The 25826-nt window shown below is 52.2% G+C and carries 24 protein-coding genes and 2 pseudogenes; 8 read left to right on the top strand and 18 right to left on the bottom strand.

Annotated elements, in window-relative coordinates; all coding sequences use genetic code 11:
• Positions 1-144 precede the first annotated feature (144 nt).
• Positions 145-1161 (bottom strand): LacI family DNA-binding transcriptional regulator, encoded by a 1017-nt coding sequence (locus GYMC52_RS04520; protein WP_013523239.1) that lies wholly within the window; start codon positions 1159-1161, stop codon positions 145-147.
• Between the two features lie 178 nt (positions 1162-1339).
• On the opposite strand from GYMC52_RS04520, the gene GYMC52_RS04515 reads away from it, so the two are divergent.
• The gene (locus tag GYMC52_RS04515) at positions 1340-1540 is read left to right on the top strand and encodes an alpha/beta-type small acid-soluble spore protein (protein ID WP_011230435.1); all 201 of its coding nucleotides are present in this window, start codon (positions 1340-1342) and stop codon (positions 1538-1540) included.
• On the opposite strand, the gene GYMC52_RS20405 is transcribed toward GYMC52_RS04515, so the two are convergent.
• Entirely contained in the window at positions 1494-1715 is a 222-nt protein-coding gene (locus tag GYMC52_RS20405) for an anti-sigma factor domain-containing protein (RefSeq protein WP_041469386.1), read from the bottom strand. The two genes, GYMC52_RS04515 and GYMC52_RS20405, sit on opposite strands and share 47 nt — an antisense overlap.
• Positions 1716-1887: 172 nt before the next feature.
• Here GYMC52_RS20405 and tnpB point away from each other — a divergent pair, with 172 nt between their 5' ends.
• Positions 1888-3000, top strand: coding sequence for an IS200/IS605 family element RNA-guided endonuclease TnpB (gene tnpB / locus GYMC52_RS04505; protein ID WP_013523237.1), 1113 nt, complete (start codon positions 1888-1890; stop codon positions 2998-3000).
• 95 nt (positions 3001-3095) lie between these two features.
• Here tnpB and GYMC52_RS19940 read toward each other — a convergent pair.
• Positions 3096-3353: pseudogene (locus GYMC52_RS19940) on the bottom strand (RNA polymerase subunit sigma); the annotation flags it as partial.
• Positions 3354-3450: 97 nt separating this feature from the next.
• Complete coding sequence (locus GYMC52_RS04500) at positions 3451-4866, bottom strand: amino acid permease (protein ID WP_013523236.1); 1416 nt, start codon at positions 4864-4866, stop codon at positions 3451-3453.
• 320 nt (positions 4867-5186) lie between these two features.
• Here GYMC52_RS04500 and GYMC52_RS04495 point away from each other — a divergent pair, with 320 nt between their 5' ends.
• Both GYMC52_RS04495 and GYMC52_RS04490 read left to right on the top strand, forming a co-directional pair.
• Positions 5187-5528 (top strand): DUF485 domain-containing protein, encoded by a 342-nt coding sequence (locus tag GYMC52_RS04495; RefSeq protein WP_013523235.1) that lies wholly within the window; start codon positions 5187-5189, stop codon positions 5526-5528.
• Positions 5528-7063, top strand: coding sequence for a solute symporter family protein (locus GYMC52_RS04490; protein WP_013145990.1), 1536 nt, complete (start codon positions 5528-5530; stop codon positions 7061-7063). Before GYMC52_RS04495 ends, GYMC52_RS04490 begins: the two co-directional genes overlap by 1 nt.
• A 60-nt stretch (positions 7064-7123) precedes the next feature.
• On the opposite strand, the pseudogene GYMC52_RS18435 reads toward GYMC52_RS04490, so the two are convergent.
• The 10 genes and pseudogenes from GYMC52_RS18435 to GYMC52_RS04430 all read right to left on the bottom strand — a co-directional run bounded on the left by GYMC52_RS18435 (position 7124) and on the right by GYMC52_RS04430 (position 17119).
• Positions 7124-7618, bottom strand: a pseudogene (locus GYMC52_RS18435) (GNAT family N-acetyltransferase).
• A gap of 26 nt (positions 7619-7644) precedes the next feature.
• On the bottom strand, positions 7645-8772 hold the full coding sequence (gene menC / locus GYMC52_RS04470) for an o-succinylbenzoate synthase (RefSeq protein WP_013523234.1): 1128 nt from the start codon (positions 8770-8772) through the stop codon (positions 7645-7647).
• Complete coding sequence (locus tag GYMC52_RS04465; RefSeq protein ID WP_013145993.1) at positions 8721-9608, bottom strand: GNAT family N-acetyltransferase; 888 nt, start codon at positions 9606-9608, stop codon at positions 8721-8723. The genes menC and GYMC52_RS04465 overlap by 52 nt, the downstream gene beginning before the upstream one ends.
• Positions 9583-10752 carry a M20 peptidase aminoacylase family protein gene (locus GYMC52_RS04460; RefSeq protein WP_013523233.1) on the bottom strand — a complete coding sequence of 390 codons (1170 nt, stop codon included), beginning with the start codon at positions 10750-10752 and terminating at the stop codon, positions 9583-9585. The genes GYMC52_RS04465 and GYMC52_RS04460 overlap by 26 nt, the downstream gene beginning before the upstream one ends.
• A gap of 115 nt (positions 10753-10867) precedes the next feature.
• Positions 10868-11290: a threonine/serine exporter family protein gene (locus GYMC52_RS04455; protein WP_013145995.1), complete on the bottom strand. Its 423-nt coding sequence runs from the start codon at positions 11288-11290 to the stop codon at positions 10868-10870.
• 15 nt (positions 11291-11305) lie between these two features.
• Entirely contained in the window at positions 11306-12049 is a 744-nt protein-coding gene (locus GYMC52_RS04450; protein ID WP_013523232.1) for a threonine/serine exporter family protein, read from the bottom strand.
• Positions 12050-12593: 544 nt separating this feature from the next.
• The gene (locus GYMC52_RS04445) at positions 12594-13532 is read right to left on the bottom strand and encodes a diacylglycerol/lipid kinase family protein (protein ID WP_013523231.1); all 939 of its coding nucleotides are present in this window, start codon (positions 13530-13532) and stop codon (positions 12594-12596) included.
• 111 nt (positions 13533-13643) lie between these two features.
• The gene (gene murB, locus GYMC52_RS04440) at positions 13644-14558 is read right to left on the bottom strand and encodes a UDP-N-acetylmuramate dehydrogenase (protein ID WP_013145998.1); all 915 of its coding nucleotides are present in this window, start codon (positions 14556-14558) and stop codon (positions 13644-13646) included.
• A gap of 249 nt (positions 14559-14807) precedes the next feature.
• A complete protein-coding gene (locus tag GYMC52_RS04435) occupies positions 14808-15791 on the bottom strand; it encodes an ornithine cyclodeaminase family protein (RefSeq protein WP_013523230.1) in 984 nt (327 codons plus the stop codon).
• Positions 15792-15826: 35 nt separating this feature from the next.
• Positions 15827-17119: an MFS transporter gene (locus tag GYMC52_RS04430; protein WP_013523229.1), complete on the bottom strand. Its 1293-nt coding sequence runs from the start codon at positions 17117-17119 to the stop codon at positions 15827-15829.
• A 324-nt stretch (positions 17120-17443) separates the two neighbouring features.
• On the opposite strand from GYMC52_RS04430, the gene GYMC52_RS04425 reads away from it, so the two are divergent.
• Both GYMC52_RS04425 and GYMC52_RS04420 read left to right on the top strand, forming a co-directional pair.
• A complete protein-coding gene (locus tag GYMC52_RS04425; protein WP_013523228.1) occupies positions 17444-18043 on the top strand; it encodes an IMEF encapsulin system ferritin-like cargo protein in 600 nt (199 codons plus the stop codon).
• A gap of 15 nt (positions 18044-18058) precedes the next feature.
• A complete protein-coding gene (locus tag GYMC52_RS04420) occupies positions 18059-18913 on the top strand; it encodes a family 1 encapsulin nanocompartment shell protein (RefSeq protein ID WP_013523227.1) in 855 nt (284 codons plus the stop codon).
• A gap of 169 nt (positions 18914-19082) precedes the next feature.
• Here the strand turns inward: GYMC52_RS04420 and GYMC52_RS04415 are convergent, their stop codons facing one another.
• Positions 19083-19547 carry a hypothetical protein gene (locus tag GYMC52_RS04415; protein ID WP_011230416.1) on the bottom strand — a complete coding sequence of 155 codons (465 nt, stop codon included), beginning with the start codon at positions 19545-19547 and terminating at the stop codon, positions 19083-19085.
• A 136-nt stretch (positions 19548-19683) separates the two neighbouring features.
• Between GYMC52_RS04415 and GYMC52_RS04410 the strand changes: the two genes are divergently transcribed.
• Together GYMC52_RS04410 and GYMC52_RS04405 are read left to right on the top strand one after the other, a co-directional pair.
• Positions 19684-20037 carry a 2Fe-2S iron-sulfur cluster-binding protein gene (locus GYMC52_RS04410; RefSeq protein WP_013523226.1) on the top strand — a complete coding sequence of 118 codons (354 nt, stop codon included), beginning with the start codon at positions 19684-19686 and terminating at the stop codon, positions 20035-20037.
• 129 nt (positions 20038-20166) lie between these two features.
• Positions 20167-20703, top strand: a complete 537-nt coding sequence (locus GYMC52_RS04405) for an HD domain-containing protein (protein ID WP_013146000.1) — start codon at positions 20167-20169, stop codon at positions 20701-20703.
• A 286-nt stretch (positions 20704-20989) separates the two neighbouring features.
• Here the strand turns inward: GYMC52_RS04405 and GYMC52_RS18430 are convergent, their stop codons facing one another.
• From GYMC52_RS18430 to GYMC52_RS04390, 3 genes are all read right to left on the bottom strand, one after another.
• Positions 20990-22105 (bottom strand): gamma-glutamylcyclotransferase, encoded by a 1116-nt coding sequence (locus tag GYMC52_RS18430; protein WP_013523225.1) that lies wholly within the window; start codon positions 22103-22105, stop codon positions 20990-20992.
• A gap of 200 nt (positions 22106-22305) precedes the next feature.
• On the bottom strand, positions 22306-23346 hold the full coding sequence (locus GYMC52_RS04395; RefSeq protein ID WP_013523224.1) for a ribonucleotide-diphosphate reductase subunit beta: 1041 nt from the start codon (positions 23344-23346) through the stop codon (positions 22306-22308).
• A gap of 113 nt (positions 23347-23459) precedes the next feature.
• Entirely contained in the window at positions 23460-25817 is a 2358-nt protein-coding gene (locus GYMC52_RS04390) for a ribonucleoside-diphosphate reductase subunit alpha (RefSeq protein ID WP_013523223.1), read from the bottom strand.
• Between the last annotated feature and the right edge of the window lie 9 nt (positions 25818-25826).

The following is a 25826-nucleotide window of genomic DNA, read 5'->3' as shown; positions in this document are numbered from 1 at the left end:
TCTTTTCTGCGTCAATTATGCTTTACAAGCGAATTCCAAAACGTTTTCATTCCTGATTCAAAAAAATCTGTCTTCATGACACCACAACAATCCGAAACGTTTTGGATCATAACTGAAACTGGCTCAGGGCGGTGAAAAAAGCCCTCATCCATCTTTTTTCACCGTCGACCCCCGTATTTTCAGTTCTGTTTCCAGAATCTTGACATGGGACTGAGCGTTGCCTTCCAACATATCAATCAACAGCTTGGCGGCCTCATATCCCATAGCAAATTTGTCTTGGGCGATGGTGGAGAGTGCAGGCGATGAATAGGACGCTAAAATAATGTCATCGTAGCCAATCACGGCCACATCGTCCGGAACCCGCTTTCCAATCTGTTTTACTGCCTTGATGACACCTAGCGCCATTAAATCGCTTGCACAAAAGAAAGCCGTAATTTCTGGATATTGCTGAAGCAGCCTCAATGCCTCCCGCTCCGCGATTTCTTCGCGGAACGCTCCATTGGCAATCCAATATTCGCGTACGGGCAAACCTGCTTCAATCAACGCCTCCTTGAATCCTTTCACCCGCTGTTCGCTCACAAATGCGTATTCATATCCATTGATCATAGCGATCCGTTTATGCCCGAGCTCAATTAAATGACGCACCGCTTTTTTCGCACCCAGCACATTGTCCGTTGTCACATAGCCAACGGTTTTGGACTCGATGGGAATATCAATCAGGACACATGGAATTTCGCTTTCCACGACCTCATGCAAATACGGGTCATCCGTACGAATCCCTTGCAAAATCGCCCCATCGACGCGCCGCTCCCGACAAAGCTGTGTATACGTTTTTTCTCTTTGCTTGGTCGATGTCGTGCTGAACAGCACCATATCATAATCGACTTCACTGACATACTCATTGACGCCGGCCAGCACCTCAAAGGTAAAATTATCCTTGGCACTTTCCCTTGTTAATCCAGAAACGAGCAGCCCGATCGTCTTCGATTTATTCATGACAAGCCCGCGCGCCAGTGTATTGGGGCTGTAGTTCAACTGCTTCGCGATATCCATGATTTTTTGTCTCGTTTTTTCATTCACATCGGAATAGCCGTTCAGCGCGCGTGAAACCGTCGTAATCGAAACTCCCGCTGCCTTGGCAATATCTTTAATGGTTGTCACTGCCATTCCTCCAAAACGTTTTCGGTCATCTGCTCGTTTACATTATAAACAATAACCGAAAACGTTTGCAATCTTTTTTTAATGAAAAATTCCTCCTTTAATTCCCAACCATATCTCTTTGTTAGATCGTCCATACTAATCATACCTCATCAAAAAAACCATCAAGGAGGAATTTCATATGGCTCGTTCAAGCAACAAACTGCTTGTTCCAGGCATCGAACAAGCGTTGGAACAAATTAAGTACGAAATCGCCCAAGAGTTTGGCGTACAGCTCGGGGCTGGCACGGTTTCGCGCGCCAACGGCTCCGTCGGCGGAGAAATTACGAAACGGCTCATTGCTCAAGCACAAAGCGAATTGGCAGGCCGAAAAACGGAATAAAGCCGAGCGGAATCACTCGGCTTTTTTCGTTTTGGCATCCATCGCTTTCAAATGGCGGTGGACGTCGGCTTGGCGGCGATCTTTCTTTTTCTTTTTTCAATCGAAGAAATTCCCCTTCCGGCGTCAATACCGTGACGAACTCTTCACCTAACTCCAGCACAATTCCCTTTTTCACAATGAAAGCACCCCTTTTATCACCATGAACCGAGAAGTCCCCACTTCCATGCGTGAGCGTAAGTGGGGGATGAATCGAGATTTGCCGTCGCTCTTCCTCTTGCTTCCACAGAACAGAAGGTGTAAAATGGATAGTGATAGAACACACGTTCCTGTATGTAGGAGGGAAGATCATGCATAGAGCCTACCGCTTTCGGTTGTATCCCACCTCAACACAAGCGAAGCTCATCAACCAAACGATCGGGTGCTGCCGATTTGTGTACAACCACTTTTTGGCCGAGTGGAATGAGGCGTATGAAACCACCGGAAGAGGGCTCGGCTACAACGAATGTTCCAAAAGGCTGACGGCATTGAAACAAACGATCCCGTGGCTGAAGACTCCCGATTCGACCGCCTTGCAAAACGCGTTGCAACAGCTGTCCGAGGCGTTTGACCGGTTCTTCGAGGGAACGGCGAACGCTCCCCGCTTCAAAAGCAAAAAACACCCGAACCAATCGTACACCGCTCAGTGCAACTACCCCAAGAACGGACGCCCTACGATCGAAGTGGACGGCCATCGATTGAAACTTCCCAAGCTCGGATGGGTGAAGTTCGCCAAAAGCCGTGAGGTTCAAGGCCGCATCCTCTCGGCCACCATTCGTCGCAATCGAACAGGGAAGTATTTCGTCTCCATTCTCGTGGAAACGGATATTCCCCCATTGCCCCAAACCGACAAGAAAGTGGGCGTCGATTTGGGGTTGAAACAGATCGTGGTGCTTTCCACAGGCGAAACGATCGAACACCCCCGGTATTGGCGCCGGTATGAAGAAAAGCTCGCCTACTGGCAGCGGGTGATGGCTCGTCGGAAGCCGGGCGGTTCGAACTGGGAGAAAGCCCGTTTGAAAGTGGCCAAGCTTCATGAAAAAATCGCCAACTGCCGGAACGATTTCCTGCACAAACTGTCCACCCGCCTCATCCGCGAAAACCAAGTGGTGTGCGTGGAGGACTTGCGTGTTAGGAACATGCAAAAGAACCGCAAGCTGGCCAAATCCATTTCTGATTCCGCGTGGGGGCGTTTTCTCAACATGCTTGAGTATAAAGCGACATGGTACGGGCGGACGGTGGTTCGTGTTGCGTGCACGTTTCCCTCGAGTCAATTGTGCTCGTGCTGCGGGCATCGTCAGGTTGAGGTGAAGTCGCTCGGCATCCGCGAGTGGGTGTGCCCGAGCTGCGGGGCCGAACATGACCGGGACCACAACGCCGCCCGGAATATCCTGAATGAAGGGCTTCGTTTGCTGTCGTTGTAAGACAGCACAACCGTGGGACGCACGGGGATGGCTTGGTGGACAGCCTGCCGTGGGGCGGGTGTTCCCAAGAATCTCCCATCTCGAAATACGGGCGGGAGAGCGTTCAAATAGTCCTTTAGGTAAATGTAATCGCCTGCCAAAATAACCGCGACCGCAATAATGTATTTTCTATTTCTCTCAATCGTCTTGCGGCTGACCGACGCCATCGTTTCCAGCTGTTTGATTGGCAACTGCTTTTTTCGAAACAACAGGACGAGCCATTCCTCGTTCGCCACAAGCAACTCGGCGACGCGAATGGCATTGAGGCGGGCGTCTTTATGTTTTGGCAATTGTTCGACTAAATCGTGAAAATGAAAAAGTGGTGAAACGCGGTGTTGCCGAAAAGTTTGACGAAATGGAAAAAGGGGCTGTTTCCCCATTGGGACAGCCCCTTTTTCATTGTTTGGCCGCTCATCCGGCCTTTTCTTCCGTCCGTGCCATTTCATTCAGCTCACTATGCTTGCGGCCGTAGATAAAGTAAATCACTAAACCGATCAGCAGCCACGAGACAAAACCGATCCATGTCGTCGCCGGAAGCTGAAGAACGAGGTAGCCGCAGAATAAGACAGCCAAAATCGGGATGACTGGGACAAACGGAACGCGGAATGCCCGCTTTAAGTCCGGCTGCGTTTTACGCAACACCAACACGCCGATCGAGACGGTGATAAAGGCAAAGAGCGTGCCGATGTTCGTCAGTTCCGCCAATTTGTTGAGCGGAATGATGCCGGCGAATACCGCTACAGCCGCTCCCGTCAGCCACGTATTGACATACGGCACTTGGCGCGTCGGGCTGATGCGAGCAAACACTTTCGGCAGCAAACCGTCGCGGCTGATGGCGTAGAAGAGACGCGTCTGCCCATACATCATCACAAGGAGCACGGTCGTAATGCCGGCGATCGCCCCGAGCGAAATAAAGCCCGCCACCCAGTCTTGGTGGATATAGTTTAACGCAAACGCCACTGGGTTTTTCACGTTGAGCTGCTCGTACGGAACGATGCCTGTCAATACGAGCGAAACCGCAATATACAACAATGTGCACACAAGCAACGAGACGATGATGCCAATTGGCATATCGCGCTGCGGATTGCGCACTTCCTCCGCCGCCGTCGACACCGCATCAAAGCCGATGTAAGCGAAAAACACCGTCGCCGCGCCGGTCGCTACGCCAGAGAAGCCATACGGCATAAACGGCGTCCAGTTCTCCGGTTTGACGTACCAAACACCGACCGCCAAAAAGAGCAGCACGACCGCCACTTTAATGGCAACGATCACCGCATTAAAACGAGCCGATTTTTTCGCCCCTAAATTCAACAAAAACGTAATGAACAGGACGATGATAATCGCTGGCAAATCGATGAACGTTCCTTTCGCCGGATCATACGCACTCGTCAGCGCCTTTGGCAGTTCGATGCCAAAACCGGAAAGCAACCCCTGGAAATAGCCGGACCAACCGACAGCGACCGCCGACGAAGCAACCCCGTATTCCAAAATCAAATCCCATCCCAAAATCCAAGCGATGAGCTCACCAAACGTGGCATAGCTGTAAGTGTAAGCGCTCCCCGACACTGGCACAGTTGAGGCAAATTCTGTGTAGCAAAGCGCCGCAAACACACACGCCAACCCAGACAAAACGAACGAAAGAACGAGAGCCGGACCAGCATGTTCTGCCGCCGCCACCCCGGTCAAGACGAAAATGCCTGTCCCGATAATGGCGCCGATGCCGAGCATCGTTAAATCAAATGCGCCTAACTCTTTTCGCAGCGAGGCTCCTTTTGCCCCCGATTCTTTCATGAGCAACTGAATCGGTTTTTTACGAAACAAATTCATAGATGTCTCCCCTTGTCGTTTTTTGTAGAAAATTGTTGAATTTTATTGTCGAATACAGTTGTCATTCTACATGATCCTTGTTTTTTTGTAAAGTGCGAAAATAAGAAAAACAGCAAAAAATTTTTTCCGTTTTGTGCGGCAAAGCAAAAAATAGTTTTTAAAAATAACGAAAAAGATCAATTTACAAACTTTTCAGATAAACGTATAATGAATGTGTGACAAATTTGTGTCAAGAAAGGGGGATTCACATCCGCCGCTTGCGGAAGAACATTCCATTACTCTTTTTGAAAACGCTTTAATACAAACAAGGAGGGATCACGATGGCAGTGAAAAAGGAATCGTTGGCCGGACAGGGAGGCATCAACTATGAAACCATCGCCCAATCCGCTTCGTTTCGCGAACTCATTCAGGCGAAGAAGCGGTTTATCATCCCGGCAACCATCTTTTTCTCCGTCTTTTACTTCGCTCTTCCGGTGTTGACGTCCTACTCGAAAGCGTTGAATGCGCCGGCGGTCGGGCCGGTCAGCTGGGCTTGGCTGTTTGCCTTTGCGCAATTTATCATGACATGGGCCTTATGCATCCTTTATTCGAAACGCGCAGCACAATTTGATGCCATCGTCGAGCAAGTGAAGCAAGAAGCGAAGGAAGGAGGAAACGCCTAATGCACGGGTTGGCCTTTTTCCTCTTTCTCATCATCGTTGCCTTGACGCTCGTCATTACGTACTACGCCTCCAAGCGTACGAAAACAACGAGCGAATTTTACACCGCTGACAGCAGCCTTACCGGCTGGCAAAACGGGCTCGCCATCGCCGGCGACTATATGTCCGCCGCCTCTTTTCTCGGCATTGCCGGCATGATCGCGCTGACGGGATTTGACGGTTTCTTTTACAGCATCGGCTTCCTTGTCGCTTATCTTGTCGTCTTGTACATCGTTGCCGAGCCGCTTCGCAACCTCGGCAAATACACGATGGCCGATATGATCGCCGCCCGTTTTGATGATAAGAAAGTGCGCGGCGTCGCGGCGTTAAATACGATCGCCATCTCGATCTTCTATATGATCGCCCAGCTCGTCGGCGCCGGCGGCCTCATCAAGCTTCTGTTGGGTCTAGACTACGTTTATTCTGTCTTGATCGTCGGCGTTTTGATGACGGTGTACGTCGTCTTCGGCGGCATGACGGCAACGAGCTGGGTGCAAATCGTCAAAGCCGTCTTATTGATGGTCGGTACGTTTATCATTTCCATCATCGTCTTTGCTAAATTCGATTTCAGCATCGCCAAAATGTTCCATGAAGTCAAAACCGCGACACCGCTTGGCGAAGCGTTTTTAAACCCGGGCAACAAGTTTAAAGACCCGCTCGATACGATTTCCTTAAACTTGGCGCTCGTTTTGGGGACGGCCGGGCTGCCGCACATTTTAATCCGCTTCTTTACGGTCAAAGACGCCCCGACTGCGCGCAAATCGGTCGTTTATGCAACATGGATCATTGGGCTTTTCTACGTCATGACGATCTTTTTAGGGTTTGGCGCCGCCGCGTTCGTCGGCTATGACAAAATCGTCGCCGCCAACCCGGCCGGCAATATGGCTGCCCCGCTGTTGGCAGAAGCCCTTGGCGGAGATTTCTTGTTCGCTTTCGTCTCTGCCGTAGCGTTTGCGACCATTTTGGCCGTTGTCGCCGGGCTTGTTCTGTCAGCCGCTTCGGCGTTTGCCCATGACTTTTACAGCCATATTTTGCGGCGCGGCCAAGCGACGGAAAAAGAACAAATGCTCGCCGCCCGCTGGGCGTCGGTCGGCGTTTCCGTATTATCGATTTTGTTGGCGCTGTTCGCGCAAAAAATGAACGTCGCGTTCCTTGTATCACTGGCATTTGCGGTCGCCGCAAGCGCCAACTTGCCGACGATCGTATTCACCATTTTCTGGCGCCGCTTTAACACGACTGGAGCGATTACGGGGATGCTTGTCGGTCTGATCAGCGCCTTAGTGCTCGTCTTCTTCAGCCCGAACGTCTGGTCGCCGCAGCCAGGTGCCGCCATTTTCGTCGGCGAACCGCTCTTTAAGCTCGCCAACCCGGGCATCATCTCGATTCCGCTCGGCTTTGTCGGCGCCATCGTCGGCACGCTCGTCTCGTCGAAAAAAGCGGATGAAAAGAAGTATACGGAAATTGTCGTCAAGGCAAATACTGGGATCGGACGCGTGTAACGCAACGAAGAAGGGGCTGGCCCAAAACGTGCTTGCGTTTGGGCCAGCCCCAAATTGGCGTTACAACAGTTTGTATAGGTAATATTCATTGACAAATTCTCCGCCCACTCTTAACGATTGAACCCTCTCGCCTTCTAATACGAATCCCATCTTCCTATATAAGTTGAACGCCTTATCGTTCCCTTTCATGACCATAAGTCCTAATCTCAAAATTCCAACTTCCTTTGCCCACTCAAACGCTTTGTTGAATAGTTTAGTGGCAATGCCCTGTCCTTGATAGTCTTCAAGAACTCCCAAAACAACATTGGCAGAATGTCAATTTCGTTTTACATCGCCTCCTATGACAGCAAGGAACCCGACAAGCTTGTTTTCAGTTTCAGCAACAAAGATCATTTTATTCGGTTCAAACAACATTCTTTCAATCGATTTACTTTGTTGTTCAACCGTTGTTTGCCGTTCGCCAGGCTCAAATAACATAAAACCAGATTCATCAATTTTTTTGCACAACTCCAAGAAATTTTCCGCATCGCGAACTTCAATCGGTCTTATCATCATTTTTTCTTTCTCCCTTTTATCATCCTTTATGCCGTCGCCGTACGATGAAACACCTTCGCAAACTGCGTATACCGCTCCACTTGGCGGCGGTCGACTTCATAGCCGATGCCCGGGGCGTTCGGCACGCGGATCAAGCCGCCTTGCACCTCGACTTCCGGTGTGATAATATCCCGCTCCCAATAATGGGACGACGCGGCGGTGTCGCCGGGAAGCGCGAAGTTTTCCAACGTCGTGATCGCGATGTTGTGGGCGCGCCCGACCCCTGCTTCCAGCATCCCCCCGCACCAGACCGGAACGCCGCGCTCAGCGCAAAGATCGTGGATGCGCTTCGCCTCCCAAAGCCCGCCGACGCGCCCGATTTTGATGTTGATGATGCGGCAGCTGCCAAGGTCAAGCGCCTTGCGCGCATCGTCATAGGAACGAATGCTTTCATCAAGGCAAATCGGCGTCTGAAGAAGCGGCTGTAGCCGGGCGTGATCGACAAGATCGTCAGCGGCGAGCGGCTGTTCGATCATCATCAATCCGAATTCATCGAGCGCCTGAAGCCGCTTGGCGTCAGCGAACGTATACGCCGAATTGGCATCGGCCATGAGCGGCACGTCGGGAAACGCGCGCCGCACGTCGCGAATGACATCAACATCCCATCCCGGTTTGATCTTCACTTTGATCCGCCGGTACCCTTGCGCCACATACCGCTCAATCACCTGAAGCAGATCGGCAACCGTCGGCTGGATGCCGATGCTGACGCCGACTTCAATGTCCTTTTTCGTTCCCCCGAGAGCTTGACAAAGCGGGACGCCGATCCGCTTGGCATACAAATCCCATACCGCTCCCTCAAGCGCCGCTTTCGCCATGTTGTTTTGGCGGATGGCGGCAAAGCGCTCTGGCAATTCCGCTGGATGCCTAAGCGGCTTCGAAAACAAGAGCGGCACGAGAAACTCTTCAAGCATATGCCAGTTCGTTTTCACCGTTTCCTCGCTGTACCACGGGGCGGAAAACGCGACCGATTCGCCCCAGCCGGAAACGCCGTCGCAATCCACGGCTTCCACTAAAATAAACTCTTTCGTTTGAAACGTGCCGAAGCTCGTTGTAAACGGCGCCTTCAACTCCATTTGCAAATGGCGCAATATGACGTACTCGATGTTGATCGCCATTCCTCTTCCCCTTTCTGCTGCCATCGTTCACTCCGCCGCTTCCATATGTAATAAAGCACCCCTTCCTCCAGGCGGCGCCAAGCATCGAAGACAATCCATCCTTCCGCAAGCAGCCGCTGAAACAGCGCGCGTGTCGCCAGCCGCCACTCAAGCGCCAGCGCGAAATCCCGCTCTTTCAGCTGCGGAAAGTCAAGTGGAACAGCAGTCAACAGCAACGGCGCCGCTGTTTCATCGATGTCTCTCGGCACCGGGCGCAACAGGCCGTCAGCCCTTTGACTTGCCTCGAGCACCGTCAGACTTCTGGCCTTGAGAAGATCAGCTTTAGCCAAGCTCCGCTCCCCGGTCGGACGCTCATCAAGCCGCCATTCGACAATGAAGCGGTCGGACGGAAGTTGACCGTTCAACGCGTCATTCATTTCGCCGTAGCAGTTTTCCACATACTCGACGCCAAGGGCCCCAAGCTTCGCCAAGTTCAAATAGCCGTTGCGGCTTTGCAACGGGTCATACGTCCAGCGGATGACTCGATAACCGCGCCGCCGCGCTTCTTCCGCCTGTTTCATTTTCAAGCGATAGCCGAGGCCACGATCACGAAACGATTCAGCAATCCCCATCATATGGGAACAAAGATACACTTCCCCATTTCGAAACCCAGGAAAGCTGTAGACAAAGCCGACAAGCTTCCCGTCCGCATACGCCCCGATGATAATGCCCCCGTTTTTCGCCGCCGTCAGCGTTTGATGGAGCGGAACCGGCGCCGTTTTCCAAATCTCCTCCTCAAGCCTGGCCATCTCTTTCAACTGTTCGATCGTCTCAATGATTTGCAGCGACAGAGGCACGTTCGTTCTCCCCCTGCGGCGCAAACGTCGCAAACGTGTTCATCACAACCCGCGCCAAAATTTCCACGCCGGAAAGCAAATCATCGCGCCGGAACGTCATGTTCGGGTGATGGAGCCCTGGACGCAAGTCGCAGCCCAATCCGAGCATCGTTGTTTTCAGCTCCGGTTTTTTAAAGGAATAAAAATGGAAATCCTCTCCTCCCGACGTCACGACCGGCGGAACGCATTTTTCCGTCCCCAAAGTCGTGATAATCGCCTCCTCCATCAGCCGCACAGCATCTGGATCAGGATCAGCGGCGACGATGCGCGTCCGCTCAACAAGCTCAATATCAGCTCCGTAAATCGCAGCGACCCCGTTGATCACATGGCGTAGCCCCTCGACGAGCCGCTCCATCGCCTCGTTCGTTTGCGCCCGCAAATCAAGGGCAAATTCCGCGTAGTCCGGGATCGTGTTCGCATCTTTTTCACCGGCGTGAAACTTCGTCATTTTGATCGACGCTGGCACTTGTGGATCGATATGAATTTTGCCGAGCTCCTGCACGATGGCGCTGCCGACTTCAATGACGTTGACGCCTAAATGCGGCCGCGCGGCATGCGCCGCCACGCCGCGAATCCGCCCCTCGATGCATTGCGCCGCTCCGTGAATGATCGCCGGAGACGCATAACCGCCTTTTACCTCTTGAATTGGGCGCAAATGAACGCCGTACAAAAACGTTAGGCCATCAGCCGCTCCTTTTTCGATCATCTTCAGCGCCCCCGTGCCTTTTTCCTCAGCCGGCTGGAACAAAAACCGCAGCGTCCCCGGCGGCTCATAGCCGATGCGGCGAAGCAGTTTCGCCACCCCGAGCACGATCGTCATGTGGGCATCATGCCCGCACGCATGGTTCGGCTGCCAAACGCCGTTCACTTCTTGCCAAAGGGCGTCCATATCGCTGCGCACCCCAACCGTAAACGGCCCGGCGCCGATTTCCGCCACCACACCCGGGCAATCGGCAAACGTCCGCACCCGATACCCTTCGCGCTCCAACTCTCGGCGGAGAAATTCAGTCGTTTGCCACTCTTCCCAACTGATTTCTGGATGGTGATGAAGGTGATCGAAAATCTCCCATAGCTCCGCTTTCATCTGCTGAACAATTTCTTTCATCCCGCTCTCCCCCGCTGGTTGAAGTCGATAGAAAAAACATCGTTATATCCATTATAATATTCAAGCAAACAAATACAACGATAGGCAAATGATTGGAAAAAACAACTACACGCAGTTAAGGGCGGCGCTTTACCAGTTGGTTGACGACCTCAGAAAAAATGAGCCCCATCGCAATCGCCCCAGAAATCATGAACGCTTTTGCCGCTAGTGAAATCGCCGCATTGTAATCGTTCATGACAACATGGCGCATTGCCTCAAACGCTGTTCCGCCCGGCACAAGGGGAATAATGCCAGAGACGATAAAAATCGTCGCCGGCGTTCGATAGCGGCGGGCGAACCCGTTGCTTAAAAAAGCGACGAAAAACGCCGCTGCAAACGTGGCGGCGACACCGTCCATCCCCGACCGGGCGGCGGCCATATACATCGCCCAGCCGCTCATGCCGACAAATCCGCTGTGCGGCAGCAATCGTTTCGGAATATTGAAAATGACGCCAAACAGCGATGACGCCACAAAGCTAAGCAACAGCTGCACAATCATTATCGGTACTCCCTGCTAACGAATCGATAAAATAAAGGCAATGCCGGTGCCGATCGCAAACGCGGTTAAAAACGCCTCAGCACCGCGCGACAAACCGGCGATCAAATGGCCGGCCATTAAATCGCGCACCGCATTGGTAATCGCCAGCCCCGGCACGAGCGGCATCACCGAGCCAATCATCATGTTTCCTACGTCTCCGACAAATCCGGCCCTTTCCATCAACAGCACGATCCCACCGGCGACAAAAGCGGCAAAAAATTCAGCGAAGAACCGGATTTTCACGAACCGATGCATCATTTCAAAACACCAAAACGCCATTCCACCAGAAAGAAGGGAAGGGAGAAAATGATTCATGCCGCCTAACAGCGAGGCAAAACAAGCGCTCGCCGCCGCTGCGGCAGCAGTTTGCTGCCAAAGCGGATAACCGAGTGGCTGCTGCTGAACGCGTTCCAGTTCTTTGCGCGCTCCGTCGAGCGACAGTTCGCCGCTGCTGATGCGGCGGGAAATGTGATTGACAAGCGCCACCTTGGATAAATCGGTCGAACGCTCGGAAATGCGAATAAACCTTGTTACATTCGTTCCCTCAACGGAAAACATAATGCCGGTTGGGGTCACATAGCTGTGAGAGCGGGAAATACCGAACGAAGCGGCGATGCGCCCCATCGTATCTTCCACCCGGTACGTCTCCCCACCGCTTTCAAGCATCAATTTTCCCGCTAATAAACAAACATCAACAATGTCATCCACCCGCTCCGTCATGACCGGTTTGCTCCTTTCGTTTTCGCCCGGCATGGCATTGGCCGGTGCACCCTTATCCCGTTAGCCCCACTAGGCGCTCATCGCAAAAACAAACTCCCACCAAACGGATTGGCAGGAGTCGCCTTGGATATCGTCTTTACCAAACTTATTTCCATTATACCAAACAGGCGGCTAACTGCCAAACCGTGAAGGGAATCTCACCGTTTCCCTTTCTTTCCTATTTTTCTGCTTCTTTCGCCTGATTTTTCGCGCCTCTACAGTCGAAAAAAGGCGCGCCAACGGCGAAATCGTTATAGCGAAGCAGCGTTCCGCGCCTCTGTCTCTGTTTCACAACCTTGGAAACAAACAGCCAAACCGCAGGTGAAAAACGACCATTCGCCGACCCATAGAAAACAAGACAAGGAAGAAAAGAATGGAAAATAAGCTTAAGCAATGGCTGTTTCCGAAACACGCTGGAAACAGCCTCTTCTTTTGACTATGCAGCGCGTCCGTTCCTTTTTTCCCTCTTCCAAAATGCCTCTGCAGCAGTATACGAGTGAATCACTCACCTCGTTTTCACGCCAATGACCCGCAAACGCCACGGCTCAATCCAAGCGAATACTTCCCCTTCTCCTGCATCCTCGCCATCCGCGTGGATCGGGACAGGAGCGGCAGGGCGGATGCGCACGTTTCGACCAGTGAACACGCAAACTTCTTTCATTCGTACATGCCCGCCCCAAAATACGGTTAAAAACAGCGCAAGAATTTTCCAACGCGGCATCGGCCCGACGACCGTCACATGAAGCAAGCCGTCATCGGCCCGGACGGACGGAGCGATGCGCATTCCCCCACCGTAGTATGGGTGATTCGAAACCGTTGCCAGCCAGGCCTTCAAAAACGAATAATTCTGTCCATCCACACAAATATCAAGGTCAACCGGTTGATAGCGAAACAATTCTCTTACTAAATAAAACACATAAATGAACGAACCGAGTCCAAAACGATTCAGCCTCCCTTTCCATTTTGAACGGTTGGCCATGCGGGCGATATGGGCGTCAAAACCGCAGCCGATGCTGTTGGCAAACACGCCGTCGGGCGCGGCGCTGCTGGCAAAACGGCCGAGATCGAAAGCCAAATCCTTGCCGGATCGAACGTCACTCAACAGCCGTTGGAGCGCCTGTTTCGGTTTTCGGGCAAGACGGAAACCGCGGACAAAGTCGTTTCCCGTTCCGGCGGGGATGCAGCCAATCGCAACGTGCGGAAACGAACCCGCTCCGTTCACCACTTCATGCACGGTCCCATCGCCCCCGACCGCCGCAATCACCGTCGGCTCGACGCTTTCCTCGCCGATTCGTCGGGCGATTTCCTTTCCTTCTCCCTTTCGGCTCGTCCAATACGCCTGATAGGCGATTCCTTCCCGATCCAGCAGCGGTTGCAGCTGCTTCCAAATGGACACGGACCGGCCGTTTTTGGCGGCTGGATTGATAATGAAATAAAGGTTCATCCTCTTCCCCCATTCATAACCCCTTTTCTTACCTATTTGCGGTTTGTTTCATTTTTCCTCTCGTCGAAATGAGAAAAATCCGAACCCGCAAACCGGATTCGGATCCCTCCGTCATTCCTCGCCAATAATTTTGACTTCTAATTCCAGATCGACCCCGAATTTTTCTTTCACTGTTTTGCGCACCATTTCGATCGTCGCAATGTAATCGGCAGCGGTCGCATTGTTTTTGTTAATAATGAATCCTGCATGCTTCGTCGACACTTCCGCACCGCCGAATCCTTTTCCCTGAAGGCCGCTGTCTTGGATGAGCTTGCCGGCAAAATAGCCCGGCGGACGCTTAAACACGCTTCCGACCGACGGATACTCAAGCGGCTGTTTCGATTCGCGCTGAAATGTTAAATCATCCATTTTCGCCTTGATTTGTGCATAGTCGCCCGGCCGGAGCGCAAAGACGACTTCAAGCACAATATCATGCGTCCGGCTGATAATGCTTGTTCGATATCCAAGCTCCAGCTCCTCGTTTTTCAGCGTTTTCAACTCACCGGAGAGCGTCGCCACTTTGACATGGTCAAGCACATCTTTCACTTCACCGCCGTACGCTCCGGCGTTCATCATAATCGCCCCGCCGACCGATCCCGGAATGCCGCAGGCAAACTCCAACCCGGTGAGGTGCTGTTCCAACGCAAACCGCGACACCGCTTTAATATCCGCCCCACTTTGGGCGATCACGTTGTTTCCTTCACGCCAAATGCGGTTTAAATGCCTAAGCTGCATGACAATGCCGCGCAGCCCGCCATCGCGGATGATGACGTTCGAACCGTTGCCAAGAAGCGTAAACGGCAGGCCGTACTCTTCTTTCAACCGCAACACCTCAATGACCTGCTCGTACGTCTCCGGCCAGACGAGAAAATCGGCCTTGCCGCCGATCCGCACCAATGTATGGTTTTTCATCGGCTCATCGCGAAGGACATTTCGTTCTCCACAAATCTCTACGAGTCTTTGATAAATCTGTTCCGCATGTTCCATCGTTCTGTCACCTTCTTTACTTCTTCCGTGCCGCTTGGCGGCATTCATTCCACATCGTTTCCATTATCGCTGGAATCGCGTCGCATATCAAGTGGGCAATGTTCCTTATTCTGTTTTATTCCGGACTGGGCCAAAAGGTGACGTCGGATGGAAAAGAACAAAAAACCGGACGGGCAGCCGTCCGGAAAATGGATTCCTGTTTCTCGCCAAAATGGCAGAAACAAAGCAGCATATCCTCATTCCCATCCCCTATAATTCTATTTCTTGTCCTACTCCGAGCTCCTTCGCTTTTTGATAGACGCCAATCGCCACAGCCAAATCATAGAAAGCCGCTCCGACCGATTTAAATAAGGTGATTTCCTGATCGTGTTGCCGCCCAGCTTTCTCTCCGGTGACGAGTTCCCCGATTTCGGCATCAATTTGAGAAAAAGACCATCTTCCACTTTCGGCCGCCTGAATGAGTTCCCCTGCCTCATGCTTGGCGCCTTCCACTGTGTCAACAACAATGCGATCAGCCATGACGACTGTTTCCACATCCAATTCACACATATGCGGCATATACGAACCGATGGCGCTAACGTGCGTGCCCGGCTGCAGCGCTCGGCTTGAGAATACCGGTTGTTCCGAGCGCGTGCTGCATACAACGATGTCCGCCTGGCGGACCGCCTCATCTGCCTTATCGAAAATGTGCACCTTTCCTTTCCAGAAAGGATTCATTCGCTGAATGTCTAATGCAAAACGTTCCGCTTTGCTTCTCGTCCGATTATACAAGAAAATATGTTCGATCTCCCTAACCTCGAGCATGCCAGCCACTTGTTCCCTCGCCATCGCCCCTGTTCCGATCACAGCCAATCGCGACGCCTCTCGTTTCGCTAAATAATCAGCCGCAATCGCGGATAGCGCTCCTGTTCGCAGCCGCGTCAAATAAGTGGCATTGCAAAGCATCCGATGCTCCCCTGTTTTCGTATCAGTTAATATGATGACCCCTTGGGTTGTCGGCTTTCCCAACGGTGGATTGTGCGGAAAAATGCTCACCACTTTCACCGCCGCCGCTCCCGTCTTGACGGAAGGCATATACAAGATCGAAGCGTCATAGTGCGGAAAAGAAAGCACTGTGCGCTCTGGGGTATTCACATTCCCCGCCTGTTTTTGGCGCAAGATTTCCTTTACATCGGATATGGCTTCCTCCATCGTATACAGGCGCTGAATCTCTTGCTCCGACAAAATGAGCATCCTTCCTCCCCCCACTAGAACGGAACGAAACCGCGTTACGCAATCCCGTCTTCCTTATCAAGTTCCTGTTGTTTGCGATCACGCACTGACCAAACCGCGATCAGCGAAACCAACGATACGAATATAATGTACAAGGCAACCGGGACATAAGAGTTCCCATACGCCGCAAGCAAAGCTGTAGCGATTAAAGGCGCTGTTCCGCCCGCTAATGCAGCGCCAATTTGGTAGCCGAGCGAAATCCCTGTGTATCGAACATTGGACGGGAAAATTTCCGAGAACATCGTGCCGAGCACGGCCGTAATCGGCGCCCAAATAATGCCGAGACCAATGACGGTCGCTATTATCAACAAGGCGACTGATTTTTGCTGCAAAAGCCAAAAATATGGGAAGGCATAAATGATCATCCCGATCGTTCCTGCTATATAAAGTGGTTTGCGGCCGTAACGATCCGACCACTTGCCCATCAACGGAATCAGAATCGTTGTTACGATTGTCGCCACGGTGACCGCATTCAATGCCGCTGTTTTCGAGAAACCTAAGTTCGTTGTCGCGTATGAAACGATAAACGTTCCAAAAATGTAAAACGGCGCGGTTTCAACCACTTTTCCGCCGACTGCAATCAATACTTCCTTCCATTGGGTCCGCAACGTCTCAACAAGCGGTACGTTCGCCACTCGCCCGGTTGCTTGCACCTTCTTAAACGAGGGCGTTTCATCAATGCCGTGACGCACCCATAACCCGAAAACGACAAGCAGCGCACTTAACAGAAAAGGAATGCGCCATCCCCATGACATAAATGTCTCGTCCGGCATGAGTGTCATAAGCGACATAACAAACGTTCCAAGAAGCAGGCCGATTGTCACTCCCATTTGCGGGATGCTGCCGAACAGCCCGCGCTTTTCTTTCGGTGCGTATTCCACTGCCAACAGCAACGCCCCGCCCCATTCGCCCCCAAGGCCAATTCCTTGAACAAGGCGAAGCAAAATGAGCAAGATAGGCGCCCAAATCCCGATGGTTTCGTAGGTCGGCAACAGTCCCATTCCAGCTGTCGCGATCCCCATGAGGCTTAATGTCATTACGAGCGTCTTCTTCCGCCCGATTTTATCGCCAATATGGCTGAAAACAATGCCGCCTAACGGACGAATGAAAAACGAAAGGGCAAATGATGCGTATGATAAGAGCAAGCCAACAGTCGGGTCTTCGCTTGGAAAAAACAGTTGGTTGAACACAAGCGCTGCGACCGTTCCATACAGAAAGTAGTCAAACCACTCAATCGAACTGCCGACAAGGCTGGCGACTAAAACCCGCTTCGATACCCCTTTTTCCATTGTCTCCCCCCTAGGTTGCGATATCTTTCATCACTTTGAATATATCAAAATAATAATTGACAGTAAATACAGAAATATTAAACAAATTAATATATCCCTCTAGCTCCTTTACTTTCAACACCTATGGGAAGCGTCCTTCTCATTGCACACCCTTTAAATAGCTCTTCAAGAACAGGACGATCTTTTTCTCATGACAACGTACCGACCGCCGGCAAGTGCTGTCGGCCACACGCTGTCTACATGTAATGCGGATGAGAGCAAAGATGTTTACAATCCTATTCATATGGAAAGAATGGTAACAACGATTTCATGGGAGGGAGTCCATTGTACGACACGTTAGCGGAAGTCAGCGCCATTCTCGGCCGGTCGAAAGAGGCGCTCAGCCAGTTTCAAGCGATTTTAGAGCCGACGATTGAAAAGGCCGCGGACGACCATGAACGGCTGTATTGGCATCATATTTACGAAGAAGAGGAACACCGGTTTGACCGTTTGACCGCCTTGCTTCCAAAGTTGGAGGAGGCATTGGCGGACGAAGCATTCTTATCGCGGGAAAACGGCGACTTTTTGCGCCTGTTGCAAGACATCAGCCTTGAAAAATTCGGCTTGCACAACTTTTTGGAGCATCTCGATTTGTCCCTCTTCCACTATAAAGGGACGGAACATGAACCACCCATTACGGCACTGCGCGACATGACCGCTGCGGACTACCAGCGGATGAAAGCTGCTCTCGAAACGCTCAATCGCGCGCTGGACGCACCGCTTTCCTTCGCGGCCGCGGTGCCGACAGACGAAAAAGAGAACCAAAAAGATCACCTAAAACTAGCTCAGTATGCCGCCCTGCCCACCGCGTCGTCATCCTTCAGCCCATCGTCCGAAGCGCGGCGGCAACTGACGGTCGGCAGCTTAAAAAACATAAACATATAAGAAAGGGGAGGAAACATGGATAAAACGAAACTGTACCCAGAAGCCCCGCTCACAAGCAGCCAATGGGGCGAGCTTGACGAACTGGTCATTGAAACGGCACGGCGCCAGCTCGTCGGCCGCCGATTTATCGATTTGTACGGTCCGCTCGGCGAAGGTGTCCAGTCGGTCGCCAACGATATTTATATGAACCCGGAACAGGGGGACATGAGCTTCCACGGCAAAGAGCTGAGCCTTTCCGAGCCGGCGCGCCGCGTGCATTTAACGATCCCGCTTTTGTATAAAGACTTTATTTTGTACTGGCGTGACATTGAACAGGCGAAACAGCTCGGCAGCCCGATCGACTTTTCCGCCGCCGCCAACGCCGCCCAGCAGTGCGCGCTGCTCGAGGACGATTTGATTTTCAATGGTTCAACTGAATTTGATGTGCCGGGCATTATGAACGTCAAAGGAAAAATCGCCCACATTCGCAGCGATTGGATGAAATCGGGCAACGCCTTTACTGACGTCGTCGAAGCGCGCAACAAGCTGCTTCAGCTCGGCCATACCGGCCCATACGCGCTCGTCTTGTCGCCGGAATTGTATGCGTTGATCCACCGCGTCCATGAAGGAACGCACGTGCTTGAAATTGAGCACATCCGCGAGCTGATGACCGCCGGCATTTACCAAACTCCGGTCATTAAAGGCAAACGCGGCGTCGTCATTGACACCGGCCGGCAAAACATCGACCTCGCTGTCGCGGCCGACATGCAAACTGCGTTTTTAGACACAGAAAATATGAACTACCTATTCCGCGTCTATGAGTCCGTCGTACCGCGCATCAAACGTCCAAGCGCCATCTGCACGCTCGAGGATCCGAACGAGTCAGCATGAGCAGCGCCTGATCCGGAGAAGCGGCACGCGGGCTTCCCTTGCCATCAAACAGCAAGAACGGCATATGGCCAGCGATCCGCGCCATGAAAACGAGGCACAGCAAATTCCCTTTAGCGAAGACGCGCCCGGACGATAGGGGAGATCGCCGGGCGGTTTCTTGATTTTCCCATTAAGCGGTGCGGGCCGTTTGTCCTTGAACGTTGGAGACGAGCAGCGACAATTCGGGGCTGAGCGCCTCAACACCGATGTCATCGATAATCATTTTCGCTTCCCGCCAAAAATGAACGGTATAACTGCCTTCATAAATCTCAAAGAGGCGTTTTAAATAGCGCCGCTTGTTGTTGATGGCTTCCCGTTTATAAGCGGCGTTGTTCAGCTCACGAATTTTTTTATGTTCAGGCGCAGAGATGACGCTGATGTCATGAACGTTGACGATGAGCCGTTCCCCTTGTTCGGTCACAAAACCGACCGAATAGTATTGGGCGCCTAGTTGATCGATATGAACGATGCAGACGTTTCGATATTCTTCGCCGGAACGGAGGCGGAGAAGCGCCGCTTCCACCGCGCCGCCGACTTTTCGCTCGTTGGCCAAAATCGCTTTCATATCGCGCAGTCCGTTCATCGGAATGCCCATGGTGTCTCCCCCTTGTCCCTAGCCAAGATGGCGTTTTCGCAATTCCTTTTACTATTATGATACCAATCATTCACTCGGATGTAAATGAGATTCATTTTCAAACTAACCATGTAATTTAAAGGAGATGTGTAAAAAAATGGGTAAAACATTCACGGTCGGCTCACTGAAGCATGCCGTCCGGTCATCGGAGCGCCCCATTTCTGCCGCGCCGCCTAAGCCCGATGGGCCGTCCGCCGTGCGGCCATCTGTCATTCAAATCGAACAAAAAGGGAAAACGTTCACCGTGCAGCCAGCCCCCGGCGTTTCGCTTCTTGACGCCGCCCTAGGACAAGGTGTTCTGCTCGATCACAAATGCAAAAAAGGAACGTGTGGCCGTTGCATGGTCACCGTTCTGGCCGGCGCTCACCTTCTCGCTCCGAAAACGCGGCGCGAGCGCGAAAAAACGGATCAACCAGCCAAACGGCTTGCCTGCCAAGCACAAATCCAATAAGCTGAGCGCTATTTTAGCACGATCGGCTTATTTTTTCCCATGCAACCGCTCCCACCTACTTTCTCTCATTGCCTGACTCTTTACGCCATGGTATGATGGTGAGAAATACAAAAAACGGAGGGGATGCCTATGAGAACGGTCACCTTAACCGACGTCTTTGCCCATCCGATTGCGCAAAAATATTTAAAACGATCCGGCCTCGCCCACGCCATCACCGCGGCGTACCATGCCTACCACCTTGCCCTCCGCCACGGAGTGAACGTCGACTTGGCGACAAAAGCGGCACTGCTTCATGATATCGGCCATTACACATGGTACAAAAACGGCCGTTGGGACTACGAACAATACCGGCAAAACGACATCCATGCCATCAAAGGGGCCGAGCGCGCCCATAAGCTGCTGATCCGCCTTGGCGAACATCCGCAAAACGCTAAGGAAATTGCCCTGGCGATTTTGCTTCATACCGATTCCTACCTTCCAGAAGGAGAATGGAAACGAACGCCGCTTCAAGCCATCGTCAAATGGGCCGACGAAGCCGACGAGGAGCCCGGCGGCCGCCACCATTATCGAACGATCAGCGACGACTTAGCGTGGAAAAAAATCCGCCAGCTCGACGAACTCGTCAGCCGTCAGCACGGAAAAGAGCGGCTCGGGGATATTGTTTGACCGCTTGCCTTGATGTCGCCATTCCCCTTGAACAGACGCGAAACATCGCCACGAACAATGTATGCTCTGAACGGAAACAGCTCACCCTTTCATCAGGTGGGCTGCTCGCGCGCCAGCGACACAGAACGATACACACCATCGAATGCCCTCTTATATCCTCATCGTCCACTCACGCTTTAAGACTGCTTGGCACCATCTGTCCCGCCAAAACGCCCGCTGCCGTTCTTCCCAAAAAAAAAAAACGGCAAGCCTTGGAGCACCGCCGCAACGCACCGTTTTCCTGCACTTACCGCTCTCTTCTCCGTAAATGTTCAATATGACGCCGCACCCGCTCGGTGTAATGCGTGCTTAAAAGAGATGCCCCTTCATCAAGAATAATCGAAGCGTACGATTCGCTTGGCGCGATTTCATCCAACTGTTTCTCGACGACAATGTACGTGAGGGCGGAAACAAGCTGTCCGTTACACTGCACATCGACGTATTCACGACGGTACACGCCGGCTGGGACGCCCTCGCGCCAATCAAGTTCCGTCACATAGCGCGCCGGAATTTTGTATAGCACGCCTTCGACCCGGTCGCCCGGAGAAGGGACGATATCTGCGACCCCTCCTTGCCGACCGCGGGAATACCGGGTGAACGCCAACCGGTGATCGTCAAGCACCGCTCGGCCCATCACCTCAAAATGCGGGACAGTGCGGCGAAAATCGCGTTCGCTCATGCAAGAGCCATAGGCAAAGTACATCACTTCATCTTTGGAATGGAGAAACACCATCCAATCACCTCCAAAAACTTGTTCGGCGTGTTGCTCAAGCCACTCTTTTCGTTCTGATGGGTACACGTACGTGTAACACGTGTACTTCTCGCCATCAGCATCTATGGCGGTCACGGTGATCCGTTCATAATGGTTAGGCTGTCCCGGGCCGTGATACCCTTCAAGCTGGTCAAGTATGGCAAGCTCCGTTTCCGGGTCGCCGAGCTGGTTGTAGGCGATGGCGCTTGAACAGAGCGCGCGAATATAATGGTACGGTTCAAGGTGTTTGCTTGTTGACTGCAAAACGATCTGGAATTGACGAATCGCCTCCTTCCAACGCCCGTCATACAGCTCGAGATGCCCCCAATGGTAGCGGCAAACCGGATCGCCCGGGTCAAACCGGAGAGCTTGTTCAAACAATTTCCGGGCCTTTCGATAATTTTCTTTCCTTAACTTGATATCGCGGCCGTAATCGCGCAACAGTTGCGCAAACCATATCTTCAACTTCGTATTTTCCGGCTCCAGCTGAGCGAAACGTTGAAAAATCGCTTCCCCCCTCTTCAGCCATACCTCGTCATTGTCGTGCTCCTCTTCCACGAGCCACTGATTCAATTGCTCGCGCAGCCGTTCGATTTCCTGTTTTTTCCCCACTTCTCCCGTCCCCTTTCGCATTCAAAAGCAAGTTTTTTCTCATTATACCAAGGTAAGGCGCCCAAGCCTACCGTCCGACAACAAGCCGCAACATCTCTTTTCCTTTTCTCTTCCCCATTGTATAATGCAGCGAGAATCCCTCCGTTAATCATGTTTTCCGGTAAAAAACCGCGTTGGACGATGCCCCAACGCGGTTTTCCTTACAGCTCATCAAACCCATTATCCACTTGCACTTTCGTATATTGGCGCGGTTTTTGCTCGAAGAAGTCTGATTTGCCGAGGTCGACTTCTTCATACGCTTTAATCCAGCGGAGCGGGTTCGTCCGATAGCCGTCAAACGGGCGGTCAAAACCGAGCTGATGAGCGCGGACGTTGGCGTAAAACTTAATGTACGCTTCCAAATCAGCCAAGTCGATGCCATCGATGTCATTCCCGATGATTTCCCCGGCCCATTCGATTTCCAGCTCAGCCGCTTTCGTAAACGTTTCACGGACAAAATCGGAAAGCTCCGGCGTCCGATACTCCGGGTATTCGTTCAACACTTCTTTGAAAATTTTCGCAAACAAATCAACATGAATGTGCTCGTCGCGGTTGATGTAATTGATCATCGTGCTCGTCGCCACCATTTTTTGCTGGCGCGCGAGGTTGTAGAAAAAGGCGAACCCCGAGTAGAAAAACAATCCTTCTAAAATGACGTCAAAGACGATCGACCGCAGCAAATGTTCCACGTTCGGCTCTTCGGCAAACGCCTTGTAGCCGTTCGTCACAAAATCGTTCCGCTTGCGCAGCGTCGGTTCGTTCCGCCAAAAGTCGAATACTTCATCTTGCTTCGCTTTCGGCACAAGGCTCGAGAGCACGTACGAATAGGAATGGTTGTGAATGACTTCCTGCTGGGCGAGCATGATCATGAGCGCATTGATGCTCGGGTCCGTAATGTAATCAGCGACGCGCCCAGCGTAGTCGGTTTGGATGCTGTCAAGCAGCGCCAAGAGTCCGATGATTTTCAAAAACGCATCCTGCTCGCGGTCGGTCAGCTGCGGAAACTGCTTCACATCTTGCGACATATTGATTTCAAACGGCGTCCAAAAGTTGGCGAGCATTCGCTTATATTTCGCATACGCCCATGGGTAGGCGATATCGTCCCAGTTCAACACATTCGAGCAACGGCCGTTGATGATGCCCGTCGAACGGTTCGGCGCCTCTGGATCCATAATCGGCCGTTTGACTAAGCTGATCGTCATTGTGTCGATTCCTTCCTTTCTCTTTCAAGTATCGTGATGCGCGACCAACCGCGGACGCCCCTCCCGCACAAGGAAGGGAAAGCCCGACCAAAGGCGTTTGTTGCGCCCCATGGTCAGCTCGCGCAAGAATCGCACTCGTCGATCGTCCCCGATGTCGAACGCACGTAATACGTCGTTTTCAACCCCGACTTCCACGCCGTCAAATGCAAATCGAGCAGCTCTTTTGCCTTAATCGTGTTCATGACGTAGAAGTTAAAGGAGATGGCTTGGTCGATATGGCGCTGGCGGGCGGCGTTTTGCTTGATGCTCCAACGTTGGTCGATATGGTACGCCGATTTGTAATACCATGTCGTCTGTTCGTTTAAATCCGGCACCGTAACGGGAATCTTATAATCTTTCTTTTCCTCGGCGTATACTTTTAAGAAAATGGGATCAATGCTCGCCGTGCTGCCAGCGATGATCGACGTCGATGCGTTCGGGGCGATGGCCATGATATAGCCGTTGCGCATCCCGTAGCGGGCCACATCTTGCTTCAGCCGATCCCAATCGAGTTCACCGTGGCTTTCGTAGCCGCGCCGCTCAAAATAAGCGCCCGTCTGCCAGTCCGATCCCGGAAACGCCGGGTAGCTCCCTTTCTCTTTGGCGAGCTCCATGCTCGCTTGAATCGCCAAATACGCGATCGTTTCATACAGCTCGTCGGCATAGCGGACCGCTTCCTCCGACTCCCAGCGAATGCCTTTTAACGCCAAAAGATGATGCCAGCCAAAGGTGCCAAGCCCGACAGCGCGGTATTTTTCGTTCGTCAGGCCGGCCTGCAGCACCGGAATATTGTTTAAATCAATGACATTATCGAGCATCCGCATTTGAATCGGGATGAGCCGCGCCAAAACCCCATCGGTCACCGCCCGCGCCAAGTTGATCGACGATAAATTGCAGACGACAAAATCGCCTGGTATTTTTTCAATGATGATCATCCCGTCTTTTACATATTGCCGCTTCATCACGGTTGGGCTTTGGTTTTGCGCGATTTCCGTGCAAAGGTTGCTGCAGTAGATCATCCCGAGATGGCGATTCGGATTTTGCCGGTTCACTTCATCGCGGTAAAACATAAACGGCGTCCCCGACTCGAGCTGGCTGCGCATGATGCTTTTCATCACTTCGATCGCCGGCACTTTTTCTTTCGACAGCCTTGATTCGTTGACGCATTGCCAGTATTTCTCGCGGAAACTCCCGCACCCTTTTTCCTCATCATAAAAATCTTCCAAGCTAAACCCCATCACCTTCCGCACTTCATGCGGATCAAACAAATACCAGTCGCCGCGCTGTTCGACTTGCTCCATGAACAAATCAGGGATGCAAACGCCGGTGAACAAATCATGCGTCCGCAGCCGTTCGTCACCGTTGTTGAGCCGCGCATCGAGAAACGCAAAAATGTCTTTATGCCATACATCCAAATAGACGGAAATGGCCCCTTTTCGCTGTCCCAACTGATCGACGCTCACCGCTGTATTGTTCAACTGCTTCATCCACGGGATGACGCCGGAGGAGACCCCTTTAAACCCTTTGATGTCGCTGCCGCGCGAACGGATTTTGCCTAAATAGACGCCGATGCCGCCGCCCGATTTCGACAAATTGGCGATGTCGGTGTTGCTGTCATAAATCCCTTGCAAGCTGTCATCGACCGTGTCGACAAAGCAGCTCGACAGCTGGCCGTATGACTTCCCGGCATTGGCAAGCGTCGGCGTCGCCACGGTCATGTATAAGTTGCTTAACGCCCAATACGCTTCCTTCACGAGCTCAAGGCGCCGCTTGGGTGGTTCATTCACCATTAGCGTCATGGCGATGACCAAAAACCTCTCCTGCGGCAATTCATACAGCCGCCGCTCATAATCGCGGGCCAAATACCGGTCAGCGAGCGTGCGCAGCCCGATGTACGTAAACAGCTTGTCCTTCTCCGGATCAAGAAACGCACCGATGGCATCAATTTCTTCTTTCGTATAACGTTCAAGCAGCAGCGGACTGTACACCCCTTGTTCTGTCAGCGCAACAAGCAGCGAGTAGAAATCGCCATACCGCTCGCGCTCGTCATACCCACGCTGCCGCGCCGCTTCACGGTACAATTGCCGCAAATACAGCCGGGCGCACACAAATGTCCAGTCCGGCTCATCTTCATCAATGTAAGAAAGTCCTTCCAAAATAGCCGTTTGGTGCAGCTGTTCTACCGTGACGGACTCCTTTCGACTGAGAAGCTGCCAAACACGCTCGACGTATTCATCAAGCGACAGACGGCCGAATCCAGCGGCGGCTTGCCCAATCAGCGACGCAAACTCTTCACGTGAAAAAGAAACCGGCTTCCCTTGGTCATCGATGATGATCATTTTCGTCAATGCGGTCATTCGTTTCCCCACTCCTTCAATAAAAAATCCGCTCGGGCAGGCGAGCGGATGAAACGACAGACGGAAAAAAGGCATACGAAACCC

The sequence above is a fragment of the Geobacillus sp. Y412MC52 genome, assembly GCF_000174795.2.
GTDB classification, from domain to species: Bacteria; Bacillota; Bacilli; order Bacillales; family Anoxybacillaceae; genus Geobacillus; species Geobacillus thermoleovorans.
This window is presented reverse-complemented; position numbering and strand designations above follow the sequence as displayed.